20 protein-coding genes and 1 pseudogene are annotated in these 19,282 nt (G+C 67.8%); 12 read left to right on the forward strand and 9 right to left on the reverse strand.

What is annotated here, in order from left to right; genetic code table 11:
* A pseudogene (locus tag A5713_RS29710) lies at nt 1-461 on the forward strand (hypothetical protein); the annotation flags it as partial.
* Between the two features lie 24 nt (nt 462-485).
* Here the strand turns inward: A5713_RS29710 and A5713_RS14650 are convergent.
* Nucleotides 486-773, reverse strand: a complete 288-nt coding sequence (locus A5713_RS14650) for a DUF3349 domain-containing protein (protein ID WP_067916738.1) — start codon at nt 771-773, stop codon at nt 486-488.
* Between the two features lie 220 nt (nt 774-993).
* On the opposite strand from A5713_RS14650, the gene A5713_RS14655 reads away from it, so the two are divergent.
* The 10 genes from A5713_RS14655 (at nt 994) to A5713_RS14700 (ending at nt 9,451) form a co-directional block, all read left to right on the forward strand.
* A complete protein-coding gene (locus A5713_RS14655) occupies nt 994-1,830 on the forward strand; it encodes a DUF3097 family protein (RefSeq protein WP_068096498.1) in 837 nt (278 codons plus the stop codon).
* A 77-nt stretch (nt 1,831-1,907) separates the two neighbouring features.
* Complete coding sequence (gene efeO, locus A5713_RS14660; protein ID WP_231980423.1) at nt 1,908-3,089, forward strand: iron uptake system protein EfeO; 1,182 nt, start codon at nt 1,908-1,910, stop codon at nt 3,087-3,089.
* The gene (gene efeB, locus A5713_RS14665; protein WP_068096499.1) at nt 3,086-4,375 is read left to right on the forward strand and encodes an iron uptake transporter deferrochelatase/peroxidase subunit; all 1,290 of its coding nucleotides are present in this window, start codon (nt 3,086-3,088) and stop codon (nt 4,373-4,375) included. The genes efeO and efeB overlap by 4 nt, the downstream gene beginning before the upstream one ends.
* 161 nt (nt 4,376-4,536) lie before the next feature.
* Complete coding sequence (locus A5713_RS14670) at nt 4,537-5,061, forward strand: OsmC family protein (protein ID WP_067916744.1); 525 nt, start codon at nt 4,537-4,539, stop codon at nt 5,059-5,061.
* Nucleotides 5,062-5,077: 16 nt separating this feature from the next.
* Complete coding sequence (cynS, locus tag A5713_RS14675; protein WP_068096500.1) at nt 5,078-5,554, forward strand: cyanase; 477 nt, start codon at nt 5,078-5,080, stop codon at nt 5,552-5,554.
* Nucleotides 5,551-6,618: an acyl-CoA dehydrogenase family protein gene (locus A5713_RS14680; RefSeq protein ID WP_068096501.1), complete on the forward strand. Its 1,068-nt coding sequence runs from the start codon at nt 5,551-5,553 to the stop codon at nt 6,616-6,618. The genes cynS and A5713_RS14680 overlap by 4 nt, the downstream gene beginning before the upstream one ends.
* Nucleotides 6,619-6,628: 10 nt before the next feature.
* A complete protein-coding gene (locus tag A5713_RS14685; protein WP_067916750.1) occupies nt 6,629-7,249 on the forward strand; it encodes an RNA polymerase sigma factor in 621 nt (206 codons plus the stop codon).
* On the forward strand, nt 7,246-7,515 hold the full coding sequence (locus A5713_RS14690) for a hypothetical protein (protein ID WP_067916752.1): 270 nt from the start codon (nt 7,246-7,248) through the stop codon (nt 7,513-7,515). The genes A5713_RS14685 and A5713_RS14690 overlap by 4 nt, the downstream gene beginning before the upstream one ends.
* The gene (locus A5713_RS14695; RefSeq protein WP_068096502.1) at nt 7,512-8,423 is read left to right on the forward strand and encodes a formate/nitrite transporter family protein; all 912 of its coding nucleotides are present in this window, start codon (nt 7,512-7,514) and stop codon (nt 8,421-8,423) included. The genes A5713_RS14690 and A5713_RS14695 overlap by 4 nt, the downstream gene beginning before the upstream one ends.
* A 137-nt stretch (nt 8,424-8,560) precedes the next feature.
* Complete coding sequence (locus A5713_RS14700) at nt 8,561-9,451, forward strand: universal stress protein (RefSeq protein WP_068096504.1); 891 nt, start codon at nt 8,561-8,563, stop codon at nt 9,449-9,451.
* Here the strand turns inward: A5713_RS14700 and A5713_RS14705 are convergent.
* From A5713_RS14705 to A5713_RS14715, 3 genes are read right to left on the reverse strand one after another with little or no spacing between them, the layout of a single operon-like run.
* Complete coding sequence (locus A5713_RS14705; RefSeq protein WP_068096505.1) at nt 9,343-10,980, reverse strand: bifunctional 3-(3-hydroxy-phenyl)propionate/3-hydroxycinnamic acid hydroxylase; 1,638 nt, start codon at nt 10,978-10,980, stop codon at nt 9,343-9,345. The two genes, A5713_RS14700 and A5713_RS14705, sit on opposite strands and share 109 nt — an antisense overlap.
* Nucleotides 10,977-11,915 carry a fumarylacetoacetate hydrolase family protein gene (locus A5713_RS14710; protein ID WP_068096509.1) on the reverse strand — a complete coding sequence of 313 codons (939 nt, stop codon included), beginning with the start codon at nt 11,913-11,915 and terminating at the stop codon, nt 10,977-10,979. The genes A5713_RS14705 and A5713_RS14710 overlap by 4 nt, the downstream gene beginning before the upstream one ends.
* Nucleotides 11,912-13,042, reverse strand: coding sequence for a VOC family protein (locus tag A5713_RS14715; RefSeq protein ID WP_068096520.1), 1,131 nt, complete (start codon nt 13,040-13,042; stop codon nt 11,912-11,914). Before A5713_RS14715 ends, A5713_RS14710 begins: the two co-directional genes overlap by 4 nt.
* A 97-nt stretch (nt 13,043-13,139) precedes the next feature.
* Between A5713_RS14715 and A5713_RS14720 the strand changes: the two genes are divergently transcribed.
* On the forward strand, nt 13,140-13,784 hold the full coding sequence (locus A5713_RS14720) for a TetR/AcrR family transcriptional regulator (protein WP_068096511.1): 645 nt from the start codon (nt 13,140-13,142) through the stop codon (nt 13,782-13,784).
* On the opposite strand, the gene A5713_RS14725 is transcribed toward A5713_RS14720, so the two are convergent.
* The 5 genes from A5713_RS14725 to A5713_RS14745 form a co-directional block, all read right to left on the reverse strand.
* Nucleotides 13,781-14,629 carry a pyridoxamine 5'-phosphate oxidase family protein gene (locus A5713_RS14725; protein WP_068096513.1) on the reverse strand — a complete coding sequence of 283 codons (849 nt, stop codon included), beginning with the start codon at nt 14,627-14,629 and terminating at the stop codon, nt 13,781-13,783. The genes A5713_RS14720 and A5713_RS14725 overlap by 4 nt on opposite strands.
* A 63-nt stretch (nt 14,630-14,692) precedes the next feature.
* Nucleotides 14,693-15,106 (reverse strand): type II toxin-antitoxin system Phd/YefM family antitoxin, encoded by a 414-nt coding sequence (locus A5713_RS14730; protein ID WP_068096515.1) that lies wholly within the window; start codon nt 15,104-15,106, stop codon nt 14,693-14,695.
* A gap of 125 nt (nt 15,107-15,231) precedes the next feature.
* On the reverse strand, nt 15,232-16,782 hold the full coding sequence (locus A5713_RS14735) for an MlaD family protein (RefSeq protein ID WP_068096516.1): 1,551 nt from the start codon (nt 16,780-16,782) through the stop codon (nt 15,232-15,234).
* Nucleotides 16,776-17,945 carry a virulence factor Mce family protein gene (locus A5713_RS14740; RefSeq protein WP_068096522.1) on the reverse strand — a complete coding sequence of 390 codons (1,170 nt, stop codon included), beginning with the start codon at nt 17,943-17,945 and terminating at the stop codon, nt 16,776-16,778. Before A5713_RS14740 ends, A5713_RS14735 begins: the two co-directional genes overlap by 7 nt.
* Nucleotides 17,946-17,974: 29 nt before the next feature.
* On the reverse strand, nt 17,975-19,282 hold a 1,308-nt coding region (locus tag A5713_RS14745), incomplete at its 5' end, for an MCE family protein (RefSeq protein ID WP_156751892.1).

The raw sequence follows: 19,282 nt of genomic DNA on the forward strand, positions 1-19,282 counted from the left end.
ACTGTTGGTGTCCGACGGTGTCTACCGCGGCGCCTACTTGGAACGCCTGCTGGCCGGCCTGCTCGCTGACTTGGGCGCGCGGACAGCCGGATGCCGAAGGTCGGCCAGCGGGGCTGCGCGTCCGGGCGATCGAACAACTCCACCGGGAAATCGGATAGTAGGCCGCCGTCGACCCAGGTGGCGCCACCCACCCGGTCCACGGGCCGGTCTCCTTGGGAATCGCCGCGATCGAGACACTGGTGAGCAACCAGGACAACGCATACATCGACGATCCGTGCACCGTACGGCGCACCATCTTCGTTCCCGCCGACGAGGTCAGCCCCATCGACTTCGACATCACCGCCGAGCAACGCGACGCCCTGTATCAACGAGGATTGCAGGCGGGCCAACAGTTTCTGCGGACCTGGAGCTACCCGGACTACCTGGCCGCATGCGGCGGCCCGGAGAAAGGCGCGCCCTAGCAGAGTCCGATCCCGCGGTAACGACTATCCCCGCGCGCAGCGGATCTCGTGCAGACGATGCTCGACCCGCTCGACGTCGGCCGGCAAGGGCAATTGGTTCGTGACCCGGGTGATTTCGACGCCGATGTCAACCGGGTTGATCGGCCAGAATTGGCGCCTCATGAGTTTGGTTGCGATGGCCTTGATCTCGTCATCGCACAGCCGTCGGCGAGCCAAGGCGGCCACGGGCGAGTATCCGGTCGTGGGCATGCCGGCGGGGTAGCCGGCCCGCACGAAAGCCACAATGCTCGACACCCACAGTGCCAGGTCCATACTCCCACCTCGCTCACCGCCGCGATTGAAGAACGAGCGGCAGATCTTATGACTAGCAACGTAACACCGGCAACGTCATCAGCTGTGTAACGCCACACAGTTAAAACGCACTTTTTACGCGCCGGTATTGCTTCGGCGGCCCGGGCGATCTCGGTCACGATGCTCCTCGAGCGGGCGTGCCGTAACGCCGTTTGGCCGCAAGGGTTCCTAGTATTGCCGGGTGGCTGATCGCTATGGAACCGACGTCCTTGCCGCCGCGGGCCGGCGCAAGCCCCGCTCGACCGAGCACCCCGCCGAACCGGGACTGGTGGTCGAAGACGTGCAAACCGGATACGTCGGTGCGGTGGTACGAGTCGAGTACGGTCGGGTCGATCTCGAGGACCGGCACGGGCACGTGCGCGGCTTCCCCTTGGGCCCAGGATATTTGCTGGAGGGCCGCCCGGTGATCCTGACGGCGCCGCGCCGTGCGGCGCCCGTCGCCGCCGCGAGGACGGCTTCCGGGTCGGTGGCCGTGCCGGGCGCCCGCGCGCGGGTAGCCCGTGCCAGCCGGATCTATGTGGAGGGTCGCCACGACGCCGAACTCATCGCCCAGGTGTGGGGAGAGGACCTGCGGATCGAGGGGGTCGTCGTCGAGCACCTCGGCGGTGTGGACGACCTGGTGGGCATCGTGGCCGAGTTCGCGCCCGCTCCGGGGCGTCGGCTCGGTGTGCTCGTCGATCACCTCATCACGGGTTCGAAGGAGGCGAGGATCGCCGACGCGGTGCGTCGCGGACCCGGGGGCAGCGACACCCTGGTGGTCGGTCATCCCTACGTCGACGTCTGGCAGGCTGTGAAACCCCAGCGGCTCGGCTTGACCGGCTGGCCGGACGTGCCGCGGCACATCGATTGGAAGCACGGCGCATGCCGGGCGCTCGGGTTGCCCCACGCCAACCAGGCCGACATCGCCAGGGCCTGGCGGCACATCCGGTCCCGCGTGCGCGACTGGAATGACCTGGAACCCGCGCTGATCAGTCGCGTCGAGGAACTCATCGATTTCGTCACGCAGCCGTCCCCGTGACGCCGCCGGATCGCACCGTGCCGGGATCCCGGCCCTGGTATCACCAGTGTTGTTTCCCCGCAACAGCATTGGCCCTGATGGTGGCGTGTTGTGTGACCGCCTGCAGTCATCCGAGTGGTAACGCGGCGCGCCCGGAAGGCGGGAAATCCGGCCGCGTCAACGCGGTGAAGGTCACCATGGCCAGCGTCGGCGGCAAGGAGGGGTGCGCGCTGGACAACACCACCGTGTCCGCAGGCCCGGTGACGTTCACGGTCGCCAACACGAACGCGCCGGGGATCAGTGAGGTCGAATTGCTCAGCGACCAGCGGATCGTCGGCGAGAAGGAGGACCTCGCTCCCGGACTGGACCCGGTGTCGTTCACCGTCACCCTCGACGGTGGTGCGTACGAACTGTATTGCCCCGGCGCCAGCCGCGAACACCAGACCTTGACGGTGACGGGCCGGGCGGCAGCGAGGCCGGCCGGCGCCGCGGCGGGCATCCTCAGCCAGGGCACCAAGGACTACGCGGCATACATCATCAGGCAGATCGGTGAGCTCGGCGACGGGGTCAAGGCGCTCGACGCCGCCGTGCAGTCGGGCAACGTCGACGCCGCGAAGGCCGCTTACGCCAAAGCCCGGCTCTTCTGGGAGCGTTCGGAGTCAGCGGTGGGCGGATTCATCGTGTTGGGCTTCCCGGCCGGCGACAATGCCGGGAAATTCGACTATCTGATCGATATGCGCGAGTCCACCCCCGTCGATGCGAAAGTCGGCTGGAAGGGTTTCCACGCCATCGAACGTGACCTGTGGCAGGGCGGGGTGATCACCCCCGCCACGCTGAATCTCAGCACCGAATTGCTGGGCAACGTCGCCAAGTTGAACGCCGTGGTCGCGCTCCTGCAGTATCAGCCCGAGGACCTGGCCAACGGTGCCAGCGACCTGATCGAAGAGATCCAGAACACCAAGATCACCGGCGAGGAGGAGGCGTTCAGCCACCTGGACTTGGTGGACTTTTCCGGCAATGTGGAGGGCGCCCAGCAGGCATACGCCTCGCTGAGGCCGGGCCTGGAGAAGATCGACGGCGATCTGGTCGGCCGGATCGATCAGCAATTCCGCACGGTGCTGGCCACTTTGGCCGGATACCGTGAGCCCGCCGCGCTGGGCGGGTTCCGGACGTACACCGCCGCGCTGAAGGCGACCGACGCGCCGAAGTTGACCGCGGTCATCCAGCCGCTGCACCAAAGCCTGTCCGCGGTCGCCCAGAAAGTCGTCGCCGCGGGCTGACCGTGACCGACGACATCGCCGAACCCGAAGAAGCCGCATCGGTTTCGCGCCGGCGCGTGCTCGGCGGCGCCGCGCTGGCCGGGCTTACCGGCACCGCGGTCGGTGGCCTTGCGGGCTACGCGACGGCGGCCGGACGCCCCGGCGACGGCTCGGGCGGCGGGGACGACAATGTCGACCTGCGGCGTAGCTACCCCTTCTACGGTCAGCCGCATCAGGGCGGAATCGCCACGCCCCCACAGCGTTACGCCATGTTCATGTCATTCTCGCTGTCCGCCGGCGCCGGGCGCACCGAGGTGCAGACCCTCCTCGCGCGCTGGTCCGCCGCGGCCGCGATCCTGCAGGCGGGCAAGCCGGTCGGCGCCATCGAGCCGCGGGTGGAGGTCCAGCCACCGGCCGACACCGGGGAAGCCTACGGCCTGAGCCCGGCCAGTCTCACCGTCACCATCGGATTGGGGCCGTCGCTGTTCGGCGATCGGTTCGGGCTCGCCGCGCGGCGGCCCGCGGTCTTCACCGACCTGCCCCCGCTCAACGGCGACAACCTGGACCCTCGGCTGCGCGGCGGCGACCTGTCCGTGCAAGCCTGCGCCGACGACCCCCAGGTCTGCTATCACACCGTGCGCAACCTGGCCCGGCTGGGCCGCAACCTCGTCGCACCGTCCTGGTCTGTGCTGGGATTCAGCCGAGCATCGGCCGGTCCCGGCCAGCGCACCCCGCGAAATCTGCTGGGATTCAAGGACGGGACCCGCAACATCGCCACGGACGCCGAGTACGACCGCTTCGTCTGGGTGCACGACAACGACCAGCCGTGGATGAACGGCGGGACGTATCAAGTGGTGCGGAAGGTCCGGATGCTGCTCGAAACTTGGGATGTCGACCGCATCGGCAATCAGCAGCGGATCTTCGGCCGCACCAAGGAGGAGGGAGCGCCGCTGAGCGGCAAGGGCGAATTCGACGCGCCCGACTTCGCCGCCACGGGGGCCGACGGGCATCCGCTCATCGACCCGATGTCCCACGTCGCCCTGGCCGCCCGGGAAAACAATGACGGCATCATGATCCGGCGGCGCTCCTACAACTACACCGACGGCCTCGACGCCAACGGCCAACTCGACGCCGGCCTGCTGTTCATCTCGTATCAAAAAGATCCGCAAGATTTTATTCGCCTGCAGAACCGGCTGGGCGCCCACGACCTGCTCAACGAGTACATCCGCCACATCGGCTCGGCAATCTTCGCGGTGCCTCCCGCGCCCGCGGAAGGCCACTACATCGGACAAGGCCTTTTCGGCTGAGCAAACCTCCGTGGCGGGGCCCGGCGTTGGACGGCGCCACGTTTCGGCTGTGTGATGTTTCGTGTCGCCCGCGTAAACCAATCGGGTCCACCGTCACACATCGGCCGCCGCAGAGCACTAACTCCGTGAAGCCGCAGAATCAGCGAAACGGAGGAAGTCACATGACCGACGCGCTCGTCATCGACGCCGAAGGCCTCGACAAGCTGTCGTGTAACGCCAGGGCCAACCCGGAGACCGGGAAGAAGACCCTCAAAGCCAAGACGGTGTGCGAGACCGGGTTCCGCAACATGACCTACGTCCGCGACCTGGCGCCGATGCTGGTGGGCGAGCCGCCCGCGCTGCTCGGCGACGACTCCGCACCCAACCCTTCCGAAACCGCCCTGGCCGCGCTGGGTTCCTGCGTCTCGGTGGGCCTGCTGGCGAACGCGACGCACCGCGGCGTGACGCTGACCAAGATCGAGGTCGAGATGGAAGGCGACATCGACATCTCCGCGGTGTGGGGGGTGGGGGACACTCCCGAGGGAAAGCGCCTCGGCTTCAGCGCGGTTCGCTGCCGGGTGACGCTGGCCGGAGACGCCGACGACGCGACACTCAAGGAGATCCACGACAACGCGATCGCCTGGTCACCGGTGGTGAACACCTTCCGCAACCCGGTGAGCGTCGACTCCACCCTGTTCACCGGATAGGCACGGACAACGGTCGATGGCAACCACTTTGACGAAGACCGATCTCGGCCAGGCGATCAGGTTGGCCCGCGTCAAGCGAGGGCTGAGCTGGGCGAAAATCGCCGAATCGATCGGCAAGGACCCGGTATGGACCGTCGCGGCGCTCCTCGGGCAGCATCCGCTCCCCGCCGGTGACGCGGCAACGGTCGCATCGCTTCTCGGCCTCGACGACGAGGCGGTGGCGGTCCTGCAAATGATGCCGTATCGGGGTTCCGATGCGACCATGACAACAGATCCCACGATCTACCGGTTCCACGAGGCGCTGGCCGTCTACGGCCCGGCGATCAAGGAACTCATCGGTGAAGAGTTCGGTGACGGCATCATGAGCGCCATCAACTTCCAGATGAGCGTGCGGCGGCGGCCGCACCCCGAAGGCGACAGAGTGGTCGTCACTTTCGACGGCAAATTCCTCGACTATGCGTGGAAGCATTCGGCCCAGGAGGTATCGAGATGACGGCGACGATGGACCCGGCGGCCAGCCGGTTGGATGTCGAACTGCTGGAAGACATCCGGGCCCACGCCGCGGCGCTGGACCGCGGCGAGCACCAGGCCCGCCGCAGCTTCACCGCCTTGGGTGCGGCCGGTCTGCTCGGGATCGGCGCTCCCGGCAACGTCGACGGCAGGCTGCCCGACATGGTCGAGGTGATCCGCTCGATCTCCGGAGAATGCATGAGCACCGGCTTCTCACTCTGGGCCCATCGGATGGCGGTGGAGTATCTGCTCACCGCGGCAACACCTTTCAGCGCCGCGGCGGCCCAGCCGCTGCTTGCCGGAACCACGCTTGGGGTGACCGGCATGGCTTCGGCGTTCAAGGAGGCGGCGGGCTGCGGAAGTTTGGAGTTGACGGCCGCGCCGGCCGACGGGGGCTACGTGGTGTCCGGATCGATCAGGTGGGCGAGCAACCTCTATCCGGACTCGACGATGGTGACCGCGGTGCGCACCGACGCGGGCGAGCGGCTGATCGTGGCCCTGCCGCTGAACACACCCGGCGTTGCGGTCGGTGATCATTTCGACCTGCTGGCAATGGGTAGCACCGCCTCGTCGTACCTGAAGCTGGCGGACGCCTATGTCCCCTCGGAGCAGGTGTTGGCGAGCGACTTCGACGGCTTCCTGCGGGCGGTCCGTCCGACGTTCCTCGTCCTGCAGTCGGCCATGTGCCTGGGGTTGACCAGAACCGCGGTGGGGCAGGCCAGGAACGCCCTCAGCGGGGTGAACTCGGTCTTCAGCGCCCAGGTCGACCAGGTCGAGGAGAAGCTCGCCGGTGCGGAGGCGGCAGTGGCGGATCTGGCCGCCGCCGTGGGCGGGGACGAGCCGCCCACCAAGCGGGAGCTGTTGTCGCTGCGGCTTGCCGCAGCCGAACTCGCCAGCGCCAGTGCGGATCTCGAGGTCCGTACCGCCGGCGGCAAGGGGTATGCGAGCAGGACATCGGCGAGCCGCCGCTACCGGGAGGCGGCGTTCATCCCGGTTCAGTCCCCGTCCGAAGGCCAGCTGCGCTGGGAACTGGCGGCATGCGCTTGAGTGCGAGACCATGGTGACCCCGGTGGCGGTGCCGCCGGGGGGCACCGAATCCGAACGCGTCGTCGGCGGCGTCCCGCTTGCGAAACTGGTGCGCGACTTTCACCGGCCGATGGTCAATTTCGCCCGCACCATGGTGGATTCGCCCACGGTGGCCGAAGAGGCGGTGCAGGAGGCCTGGGTGCAGATCCTGCAGTCCGCGGAGTCGTTCGAGGGCCGTTCCTCGGTCGCGACGTGGCTGTTCGCGATCGTCAAGAACACCGCATCGCGGCACCGGCGCCGCGAATCCCGCATCCGCGACCACGAGGTGCTGTCCGCGGAGGATGTCGACCCGCTGGCGGGCCGCATGCATCCCGCCGGCCATCCCGACGCCGGACACTGGAACCTCCCGCCGTCACGGCGCTTCCTGCCCGCGGACCACACCGTCGAGAACGAGCTCGTCGGGCAGGTACGTGCGGCGCTGGACGCGCTGCCGGTTCGGCAACGGCAACTGGTCATCCTGCGGGACATCGTCGGCGCCTCCGCGGAGGAGGCGGCCGAGCTGCTCGAACTCACCGCTGAAGGGCAACGCGCGCTGCTCTACCGCGCCCGCGGCAATCTGCGCAACGAATTGGAAAAGCGGTATCGCCGATGACCGTCCACGACAACACCGTCCCCGCCATCGACTGCGTCGAGTTCGTCCACCTCGTCGACGAACTCGTCGACTCCGATCCCCGGCAATGGGGCCCGATCGTCGCCAAGCACCTCGACGAATGCCCCCCGTGCCTGATCTACCTGCAGCAGATGCTCGACCTGAAGATCCTGCTCGCTCACGTCTTCGAGGGCGAGACGCTCAGCGAAGAGCATGTCAGCGGGGTCATCAACGCGCTCAACGCATTACGGAAAGGCGAACACCGATGACCATCAATGCGCAAGCGCCCCAGTGGGAAGGCGAAGTGCCGCCAAACGCCTTCGCCCCCTTTGCCTCCGGGGGGACGACGGAGATCGCGGCCGGCGACCCGTTCGAGCCGCTCAGCGTGGGCGCCATGGTGGACCGCGTGGCCGCCATGGCCGTCGAGAAGGCGACGCACCCGTGGGCGTTCCTGGTGCGCTCCCTGGTCGGCGGGGCGATGGTCGCGTTCGGCGCGCTGCTGGCGTTGATGGTGAGCACCGGGGTCAAGATCCCGGGCGTTGCGAGCCTGTTGATGGGCTTGGCGTTCGGCATGTCCTTCGTCCTGATCCTGGTCTCCGGGATGTCGCTGATCACCGCCGACATGGCCGCCGGTTTCCTGGCTGTCCTCAACCGCACCATGAGCGTCGGCGGTTACGCCTTTCTGGTGATCGTCGGCCTGCTCGGCAACGTCCTGGGGGCGCTGGCGTTCGTCACCGTCTGTGGCGCCGCGGGAGGACCCTACCTGGGCGCCTTCGCCGAGCGGGCGGCCGCGGTCGGCGCGCAGAAGGCCGGCCAGCCCTTCTGGACGGCGCTGCTGCTGGCCGTGGTGTGCACCTGGTTCCTGCAAACCTCGATGTGCATGTTCTTCAAGGCCCGCAGCGACGTCGCCCGCATGACGTTCGCGTTCTATGGGCCGTTCGCATTCGTGATCGGCGGCACCCAGCACGTGATCGCCAACGTCGGCTTCCTCGGCCTTCCTTTGCTGCTCAACCTGTTTCACCCCGCCGCGCCGCGAGCCGGCATCGGTTGGGGCTTCGGTCCACACGGCCTGCTCACCAACCTGGGCATCACCACCGTGGGCAACCTGGTCGGCGGCACGCTGTTCGTGGCGCTGCCGTTCTGGGTCATCGCGCAGTTGCAGCGGCAACGCAGCTAGCCGGCGCCTGACCATGGCGTTACGGCCGCCTTAACGGGTGGCGCTAACAGCCCTCCGTCCCGTTGGTTAGGGACTTAAGCCTCACGACCGGGACGCCCGCGGGTTTATAACGTCGCTGGTGATGGAGGGAGAACGAAATGTCAACACCTGACCAGCACCGCGGCATCGTCGTCGCGGTGGACGGCTCGTCGGCGTCGAACGCCGCCGCGACCTGGGCCGCCCACGAAGCTTCACTGCGTAATGTTCCACTGACCGTCGTCCACGCGGTGACGACACCCACCGCCACCTGGCCGCCGGTCCCATACCCCGACTCTCTGGCGGTGCGGCTGGAAGACGAGGGCAAAAAGGCGATCATGCACGCGATCAAGCTCGCCGAGGAGACACTTCCGGCGGACGGACACGTCACGATCAACCGGGAACTCGTGTACTCCAGCCCGGCGCTGGCCCTGATCAAGATGTCCGACGAGGCTGAGATGATCGTCGTGGGCACCGCCGGACGGGGATTGCTGGCCCGGGGCGTGCTGGGTTCGGTCAGTTCGACGGTCGTGCGGCACGCGCATTGCCCGGTCGCCGTCGTCCACGCAGACGGTCAACCGGCGGCGCAAGACGCGCCGGTACTGGTCGGGGTCGACGGCTCACCGGCTTCCGAGCTCGCGATCGGAGTCGCGTTCGACGAAGCCTCCCGGCGCGGTGTCGGCCTGACGGCATTGCACGCCTGGAGCGACATCGCGATCACCGACCTCCCGGAAGCGGATTGGTCATCCCTGGAATCCGAGGCGCACCGCAGCCTGGCCGAGAACCTGGCGGGCTGGCAGGAACGCTACCCCGACGTGGCGGTGCAGCGATTGGTCGTGCGGGATCAACCGGCCCGGCAGCTCGCCGAAAAGTCCGAGACCGCACAGCTTCTGGTCGTCGGTAGTCACGGGCGCGGCGGTCTGACCGGTGTGCTGTTGGGATCGGTCAGCAACGCGGTCCTGCACTCGGTTCGGATACCGGTGATCGTCGCGCGGCCACCGGCGTCCGCCTGATCTACGCCGGGCGAGACGACCGTCGCCGTCCACGCGCAAAGGGCGGCGACGTCGCGTCCGGCGCGCGCCACGGTTCGGTCGGGGCGCACCACCGCAGCGGTGGCATGGCCACTGTGTAGCCATGCCACCAGCGGGCTGCCGGGTTCGGCGACCAGCACAGTGACGTTGCGCCGCCGCAGCGCCGCCTCGTCGGCGGCAGCAGGGTGAACGGTGCTGATCAATGCGAAACCGGTGCCAAGCGCGTCGTCCAGCCGGTGACCTTGGCTCAGCGGGGCATTCGGGCAGAGCGTGCCGGCAAGCCGGCGCGGTTTCCGGGATGTGTGCGCCAAGGCGGAACGGTGCAGTGCCGGCGTTGTCGAGTCCACCACCTTGGCGCGCAGGCCGGGGATGAGCCGCAGCCGCGGCAACACGGCCCGGCGGGCTGCATTGCCCAGGCGGCCCCCGCCGGTCATCGCCCAACCGACCGCCAGCGCCAGCCGAATCATGGATCGGGTATGCGGTTTGCGTTCCTGCTCATAGGTTTCGAGGACGCTCGGCGCCAGCGTGCCGTGGTGGACCCCGGCGATCTTCCAGGCCAGGTTGGCAGCATCGCGCAAACCCGCTCCCATGCCCTGGCCGATGAACGGGGGAGTGAGGTGCGCCGCGTCGCCGAGGATGAACACGTTTCCGCGGCGCCAGCGGTCGGCGATCTGTGCGCGGAATGTGTATTCGGCGACGCGCACCAGAGTCAGCTCGCCGACGGGCACTGCGCTGGTCCACGGCTTGATCAACGGGCGCAATCGGTCCAGGGTGCCGAAATCGTCCGCGGTCTCGCCGTCCAGCAACCGGAACTCCCACCGGTAGCGGGCCGGCCCGATGCGCATGTAGGTCCCCGCGCGATTCGGGTCGCACAACTGGTGCACCCCGTCCCACTGGCCCAGATCGGCGTCGCTGGCGACGTCGACCACCAGCCAGCGCTGCTGAAAGTTCAAGTCCCGCATGGTCGAACCGATGCCCGCGCGCACCATGCTGTTGGCGCCGTCGCAGCCCAGCAGGTAGTCGGCGTCGACCCGGTGGAGCCCGCCGTCGGAGCGGTCGGCGAACGTAACCCGAATGCGTGTCCCGTCCGTCACGACGTCGGTGACTTCGGCGTTCCCCCGGAGCTCGGCGTGCGGGTGGCGCTCGAGGTTGGCCCGCAGCAGGGCCTCCAATTCCGGCTGGTCGAACATGTTGGCCGGCGGGAAGCCGTGCACATTGTGCCCGGGGTCGCGGTCGAACTCGGCGAGCGTCCGAAACCGGCTGTCCACCAACCGCAGGCCCAGCGTAGGCCGCGATATCGCGGCGAATTCGTCGGCCAGCCCGAGGCGGGCGATGATGCGATAGATCTCGTCGTCCAGGTGCACCGCGCGGGGCTGGGGATACAGGCCGGGCCAGCGGTCGAGCACCAGGCAGTCCACGCCGTACTGCGCCAGCAGCGTGGCCGCGGTGACGCCGGTCGGTCCGGCGCCGACGATGACGACGGGGACCCGCCGGGTGGGCGGAGTTGTCACGCGAATCGGACGGTGGTGCGCTGCGTTCCGAGGTCGATGGCCCCGTCGTCGGTCGCCACGGACGCTTCGACGACGTCACCGTCACGCAAGTAGTTGCGGTTGGCGGCCTGGCGCGAGAAGAACATCTTCCATTTCAGCGCCGGCGGCAACAGGTTTCCGATGACCTGCACGGGCCTCGGTGGGGCGCTCAGCGCGGTGCCGGCCGGCGTGCCGGTGAGCACCAGGTCGCCCGGGGCGAGCTCCTGGAACTGGGTGAGCGACTGCAGCGCCTGCAGGGGCCGGAAGAGCATGTCGCCCTCGACGAGTGAGTTCTGGCGTTCCTGGCCATTGACGCTCAGGCGCAGTCGCAAATCACCGAAGCGCTTGAACTCGTCGGCGGTGAGCAGGACGAGTTCCGGCCCGACCGGTGTGAAGGTCGGGTACGACTTCGCCTCGTAGAACTGGGTTTGCGGGAGCTGGATGTCACGCGCGGAGACGTCGTTGGTGACGACCAGGCCGGCGAGGAAATCGCTCAGGTTTTCCTCGGAGATGGCGGTGCCGACCGGGACCCCGCGGCCGATCACCAGCCCGACCTCCACCTCGTAGTCCAACAGCCGGACGTGCGGGGGTTTGACGATGTCGGCGAAAGGCCCGTTGATGGAGGCCGACGCCTTGCGGAAAAAGGTCAGCGGGATCGACGCCGGGTCCATGCCCGCGTCTTTGACGTGCGATTCGTAGTTGGTCATCTGGGCGATCACCCGGCAGGGCCGGGTCACCGGCGACACCAACTTCAGGGTATCGACGGGCACGGTAACGGTGCTGGCGGCCGCGTTCTCGATGGCACTGCGGTCGGCCAGCAGCGCGGCGGTGGTTGTTGCGGTGGTGTCGATCTTCGCCGCGCCGCGGGCGGTCTTGAGCCACCATGCGTCGTGGGTGTGCAGCACGGAAAGGGTCATGACGTGGGAACTTTCAGTAGGCCGATCAGGCGGTTGACATCGAACTCGTTTTGCGCTCGGAGCGCGGTGATCATCGAAACCACTTCCCGGCGGGCCGATTTCGGATCGGTGCCGAGGAAGTCTCTGGTTGCCGGCGGTCCCCATTGGGCCAAACCGGACGCGGTGAAGGGCGCCCAGCCGGGGTCCAGCGTGTTATCGAACAGGTCGCCATCGGTGAAGTGCTCGAATAAATAGCCGTCGGGATCGCGCCAGTAGTCGAAGATCTGACTGCCCTGGATGTGCCTGCCGATCCCCCAGGACCGGGAAAATCCCTGGGCGCCAAGGTATTCACCGCCGGCGGCGAGCGCGTCGAGATCGCTGACCTGATATGCCGAATGGACGTAGCGGTTAGCCGGGCCAAGGGCCATCGCCAGGGTGTGGTGATCGGCCGGTGTCGACCCGCGGTCGCACCGGATGAAACTCATCGTCGGCCCTCGGTCGCGCTGCCCGGGAAAGTAGAGAAAGTCGCTGACGATCATGCCCAGGTTGTCCAGGTACCAGTTCAGCGTCTCGACGTACTTGGTCGACTGCACCACCAGATGGCCCAGGCGCTGCACCTGCGCGGGCGCCCGAGGGGGCCGCTGGCCGGCGTTGATGCGCCGGACCTCGCGTCCGAAATTGAACTGGTGGACGTGTTGGCCCGGCAGCTCCGGGAGTTCGTGCACGCCGGCGACCACCCGGACCGGCATGCCGCTGGGGTCGATCAACGTGACCGACAACCCACCGATGGTCTCCGGTAACGGTTCGACGGGCGCGCCGAAGCTGTCCGCCAGCCGGAGCACGTCGGCCTCGTCGCACGCCCGGAAAGCCGCACCCGTGAAGCGGTTGCTCGGGCCGTGGCGCAGGATGACGCACGGCGCGCCTTCCCGGGTGCCGCGCAGCTGCAGTTCGTTGGGGCGGTGCTGCGCCGTGTGGAAGCCGAACGCCCGCGCGAACGCGTCTGCCCGCGTCAGGTCGAGTCGCTCGAACTCCAGCCACGCGATGTCGGCGACTTTGATCACCGGGTTGCGGGCACGCCCGGGGTGTTCGCCGCGTCGCGGACCCTGTTCGCTGTGCGCCTGCGCACGGGCGCTCTTCGTCAGATGCATCACCACTCCATCGAGTAACTGACGAAATCGTCACATACGAGAGAACGTTCAGTCAAGACCCTGACGGAATCGTCATCACTGAGGCATACTGCTGTGAATGAGCGCGATGGTGGAGCCGGCCAATCGGCTGGAGCGGCGCAAGTGGCGGACCCGGGCGGCGCTGGTCAAGGCCGCGCAGCAACTGATTGCCGAGGGCAAGGTCAACGTGCCCGTCCTGGAGATCACCCAGGCGGCCGACGTCGGAATGGGATCCTTCTACAACCACTTCGACAGCAAGGAGCAGCTGTTCGAGGCGGCCGTCGCCGACGTGCTCGACGCTTACGGGTCGATGCTGGACCGGCTCACGGAGTCCATCGAGGACCCGGCCGAGACGTTCGCCACCAGTTTCCGGCTGACCGGCCGGCTGTTTCGCCGCCGACCGCAGGAGAGCCGGATTCTGTTGGCCAATGGGCTGGAGTTGTTGTCGTCGCAACGGGGTCTGGCGCCGCGCGCCCTCCGCGATATCAAGGCCGGGGTGGCCGCCGGGCGGTTCGACATCGAGGATCCCGGGCTGGCCCTCGCCATGGCCGGCGGTGCGCTGCTCGGCCTGGGCAATCTGTTGCGTGAGGATCCCGATCGTGACGACGCGCGCGCCGCGGACCTCGTCACCGAGAACGTTCTGCGGCTGTTCGGCCTCAGCGCCGCCGAGGCGCGCGCGATCTGCCGACGCCCGCTGCCCGACGACGGACTCGACGCGGACTAGCGGGCGACGGCGGCCACCGAGAATGCGACGTTGCGACCGACGGCCCCATCGTCGCCGGCCGCGCCGGGGGCGGTCCACCGCACCTGAGCGGTGCCGTTGACGTGCAGAACGGCGCCGGTAGCGAAGTCGACGAACAGCAAAGCGGCTTCGTCGTCGACGGCGAGGTTGCCGTAACTGTTGAACATGTTGTTCCCCGGGAAATCCGGCCACCACAGTCGGGCCGGGGAGTCGACCCGGACGAATCCGGGTGGGCCTCCGCGGTGTGACGCATCGCTGCCGCGGCTGGGATGGGTGGTGCCCAGGAAGAACGTGTCCGACGTGGCAATCATCGCTTGAGCGGACGGGTCCAGAAGCGTTGCGCGCCCGGCTTGTTGCGACCGAGGGGCGGCAAGGGTGGCGACCTCGATCGGGTGGCGGTGGATGTACTTGGGGCAGTTGCCGTATGACTGGTCGACGCGGACGGTCATGCCCCGGTGGTCGGCACTGACGAGGTCGCCGTTGACCCGCAGCCTGCGCCGGGTGGCGAAGTCGATCGCGATGAGGCCGACCTGTTGACCGCTCGGGATCTCGTGCAGCGGATCGCCGTCGCGGGGGAAGGTCGACACGTGCAAGACGTCGTCTTGTCCGCGGAGAAAGCCCGGCGGCGCGGCCAGCGGCGAGATCCACAGGACCCCGTCGCGGTCTCGTCCGGTCAGCGCGGCGAACCGCTGTGACGCCAGAAATCGTGCGGCGCCGGGCGACAGGCCCGTACCGTCGAGCATGCCCTCAAGCCGCTTGGCCTCGGCTTCGACCCCAGCTCGGCGCTGTGTTGCGGTCTCGCCCTCGTGGAATCCCGTCGCGGTCACGCGAGGCGTAACAACGGTGCCGGGGCAAAGCTTCCGCGGTGCGGTCGGAGCTGGGCGCTCCGCCTAGGCGACCGACACGATGCGGGCGACCAACTTGCCGCCGCGGATGATCTCGATCGTCTGGCCGGCCGCGACCTCGTCGAAATATCGCCCCGCGCGCTTCCGTAGTTCGTCGAGCTCGATCCCGCCGCTGGCTTCGGCGGGGATCGGGGCCGGCTCCGCGTCGCCGGCGGGCACGATCTGCGCCAGTAATCGACCGCCGCGAACCACGCTGAGGGCCTCCCCGGCCGCGACCCGGTCGAAGCACCGCCCGGCACGTGTTCGCAGTTCGTCGAGGCCGACCCAACCACCGGTGTCCGATGCCGCGGGCTCGGCGGATCGCGCCGGGATAGCAGCGACCCTCCAGTCACCGACGGGCACGATGCGGCCCACGAGCTTGCCGCGACGGACGATGTCGATGGTCTCGCCGGTGGCCACCCGCTCGAGATACGTGCACGCGTCACTCCGAAGTTGGCCTAGGCCAATGGTTTCCCGCATCTCACGCCGAACGCGGCATGCACCGGCCTGCCGCGGCGATGTTGAACCGACGGAGCCCGCTCGAGTCAGCCGCGCGGTGCCAGCATGTCCTTCCATCCGTCGTCTCCTGTCTTACTCGAATTCTCAACTGCGTACTTGACGCCGTCGGGCCCCACCAGCTCACCGCTCTGGGGAAGATAGACGGCCGGGGGAGGGCCGCTGGGGGTGTATACGCACGGATTCGGTTGCTGCCCATTGCATTCGACGGTGCCCGACCCCGGCCGCTGCAATGCGTCGCTGACGGGCGGCGGTGTCCCCGAGACCCTGTCCGAGGGCGCCGGGTTCATGCCGTTGTCGACCGATGGCGCGGGGATGACCTGGCCGGGCTTCACCGGCTGGTCGCAGCGCGCGGCGGGCGCCGGGCAGGTCAGGATCTGGTTGGGGTCGCCATACCAGGGGTTGGTGCCCAGCGGCACATAGGGTTTGGGGTCGCGGCACTCTCGTGGCGTCGCGGCGCGTTTGCCGGGGACATCCACACAGGGCAGGTTGCGTGCGCCGCGCACGGCATTGGCCGGAGTGTCCTGCGGGATCTTGCAATACGTCCCGGACGGCATCGGCGCCAGGCTGGTATCCGCCGGAGACCGCCACTGCTCTGCCGGGAGAAAGCCGGTCAGGCACGGCGGGGGCTGGTTGATCGTCAGCGAGGTGCCGAGCGACGCGTAGCCCGGGAAGGCCGTCGTGACCGTCTGTCCTTCCGAGGCGCCCTGCGGGTAGGCCACCAACAGCTGCTCGACGCCCTTGTGGTAGCGCTTGAGCATGTCCAGCACGATCTCGAGATTCGCCAGCGTCTGCGGCAGCGAGTCACGGACGTCGCTGAACACCTCGTTGACCTGATCGGCGGTCGGCGCCCCTTGGGTCAGGATGCTCTGCACATGCTGATCGCTCTGCGCGCTCTGCGCGGCCAGGATGCTCAGGTTGTGCGACCAGCGCTCGATCGAGTCACCGGAGTTGACCTGGCTGTCGATGATCGGCCCGGAGTTTTGGATGATGTCGTTGACGTCGGCGATGTTGGTCTTGAAGTCACCGGCGATCGCCTGCGTCGCGTCCACCAGCCGCTGCAGCGCGGGGCCCAATCCGCCGACCGCTTGGGCTGTTTCGTCGAGCAGCGAGGCGATCTTGTCCTTGGGCAGCACCGCGAGCCCGCGGTTGGCGGCATCCAGCGCCGGCCCGATCTCGGTGGGCACCGTGCCCTTGGTGATGGTCTGTCCGGGCGAGAAGTACTGGCCGGGGTTGCCCGTCGACACCAGGTCCAGGTACTGCTCACCGACCGCCGACACCGAATGCACGTTCGCCGACGCGTCAATCGGGATCTTGTAGCGGTCGGCGATGCTCATGGTCACCCGTGCGCCGGTCTTGGTCGGCTCGACGGCGGTGACCGTGCCGATGGTTTCACCGCGATAGGTCACGTTCGAGGTCTTGTAGAGACCGCCCGACGCGGGCAGCTCCGCTTTCAGCGTGTACTGGCCGATCCCGACCGCGCTGGGAATCTGCAGGTAATACCAGCCCAGCGCGACCGCCGTGATCGCAGTCAGGGCGGCGAACATGACCAGCTGGCGTTTGATGAAGCGGGTCAGCATTGCCGGTCCGCCCTCTCGACCAGCGGCCCGCCGGGGACGTCATTGGGGTTCGGCGTGTAGCGGACGTCGGGGATCATCGTCTCGGGGTCGCGGCCCCACGATTGCTCGAGTGCGCGCAGCGCTCCGGAGAACCCGGTCCCGGTGAGGACCGCGTTGTCCACGGCGCTCATGGTCAGGTCCAGCGTGAGCGACAGGTTGAAGTAGTCGCCGCGGAACGCCTTGGGCACAGCGTCGATGTCGAACGGCCGGACGAGGATCAGCTTGAGGGCGCGAATCAGATATGGCGCCGCACGGCCGAGTTCCCGCAACGGGCACTGCAGCGACAACAGGTCCTGGTGGATGTCGCCGCGCGCGCCCGACAGGTATTGGTCGGCGAGTTGGCTGAGCCGTCCCGTCGCGTCCACCGCGTTGATCAAAAGGTTCTGTTTGTCGGCGAAATGCTTGAGCAACGGCGGGAATTCGGTGAGGACACGGTCCAAGACGTCCGAACGGGGACCCACGTAGGCCAGCAGCCGGTTGGTGGAGTCGATGGCTCGGGTGATGTCAGCGCGTTGCTCGTCGAGTCGGGCGGTGAAGGTGTCGAGTTTGCCGAGGAAGGCGCGGATCTGGTCCGCTCGGCCGTTGACGATGTTGTAGACCTCGTTCTGCAGCACTTCGAGGTTCGGGATGCCTCCGCCGCGGAGCACGATGGCAAGACTTGCCAGCGTCTGCTCGGTCGTGGGATACATGGACGCATTTTTGAGCGGGATGGTGTCGCCGTCCCGCAGTGGTTCCGGGGACGGGTTGGGCGGTGCGGCCAGCTCGACATGCTGTGAACCCAGGAGACTGGTCTGGCCGATCTTGGCGGTCGCGTTCTTGGGCAGCTTGACGTCCTTGCCCAGACGTAGTGTCAGCGTCGCGACCCAGTTCTTCAGTTGGATCGCGCGTACCGTGCCGACGAAGACGTCGGCCACCCGCACGCGGCTGTTGTCGTTGAGCGCCAGTGTGTCCGGCATCTGCACGTAGACGGTGTAGGACCCCGGCCCCGAGCCCGGGCCGCCCGGCATCGGCACGTTCGCGATTCCGTGCCACTTCGCGCACGACGCCAGCACCGCCGCGGCGCTCAATATGGCCAGCCCCTTGAAGGCCCGGTGCCGAGTGCGAGAGCCGAACGCGCGCAGCATGTTCCGGATCGCCATGCTTCGCGGGTGGTTCACGATCCCGCTCCCGTCGACGCGGCCACCGGAGTCGGCGGGACCGGACCCGGAACTACGCCCGGCCCCGGCGGCGGTGGCGGGATCGGCACCTGCGGCGCCCGCAGGCCGATCGGCGGCACCACCGGGTTCTCGTCGTAGGCGTTCGGCGGTCCCGGCGGGGTTTGCAAACCCGGCGGTGGGGCTGGGGCGTCGGGGCCGCCCATCAGTTCGGCCAGAGATTCCGGGGTCATCAGGCCGCCGGTAACCGGCCCCACCTGGGTGCCTTGCATGCCCGGCGCGGCGACCCAGCCGGGCTGAGTGTTGCGGTGCGAGAACGGTGTATCGGGCACCCAGATACCGGGCACGGTGGTGTCCTTGTATCCGTTCGGCGGGTGCAGCCGGTCCTCCGAATAGGCGACTTCCTTGGGCAGCGCTTCGGCGGTGCTGAACAGATTCAGTCCGAACGGCAGGTAGTTGAACTTGATGGCATCGAGGATCGGCGCCAGGTATTGCGCGCACAGTTCGGCGGAATCCTGATAGCCCAGCCGACTGCCGGCCTGAATCATGCTGCAGACGAACTGCATTGGGTTCGCGAAGTTGGGAATCGCCGGGATGGACATGACGGCGCCGTGCGACGGGTGATAGATCTGGCTGAGGTTCGTCTCCAGCGTCGGCAAGACGTGCAGGGCGGTCTCCAACCCGTTCAGCGGATCGGGTTGGACCAGCGTGGTGGTGAGAGTGGACAAGTTGTCGACGTCGTGCGCGAGCACCCCGCGGTTCTTGTCCAGGAATGGGCGCAGGGTGGACAGCAGGCTGTCGAACTGCTGAAGCGCATTCGTGAGGTCCCGGTCCGAACCGGTCAACTTGTCGGTGAACTCGGCCAGGTTCTTGTTCAGCGCGACGAACTGCTGGTCGTCTTTGTGCAGGGCGTTGACGAACTGGGCCAGGCTGCGCACCACCGCGAAGAAGTCGCCGCGGCCCTCGTTCAGCGCGGTCAACGACCGCGACAGGCTGTTCAGCGTGGTGTTGATCTGCTTGCCCTTGCCGGCCAGACCGTCCGCGAACGACTCGATGGCCTCACCGAACGGACCCTTGGGTTGCTCGGGTGTCGGGCCGAGTTTGGCGATGATGTTGGCGACGCTGTCGCGCAGTTCGTCCCATTCGGTCGGGACCTGCGTGCGCTCGATGGGGATCACCGCGTGGTTGCCCATCACCGGGCCACCTTTATACGGCGGCTCCAGCTGAATGCTGCGCGACGCGACCAGGGTGGGGTTGACGATCACCGCGGACGCGTTGGCCGGCACCTTGTACTTGTTCTCGTAGTG

Source organism: Mycobacterium sp. E2497, from assembly GCF_001668695.1.
In the GTDB taxonomy this organism is placed as follows: domain Bacteria; phylum Actinomycetota; class Actinomycetes; order Mycobacteriales; family Mycobacteriaceae; genus Mycobacterium.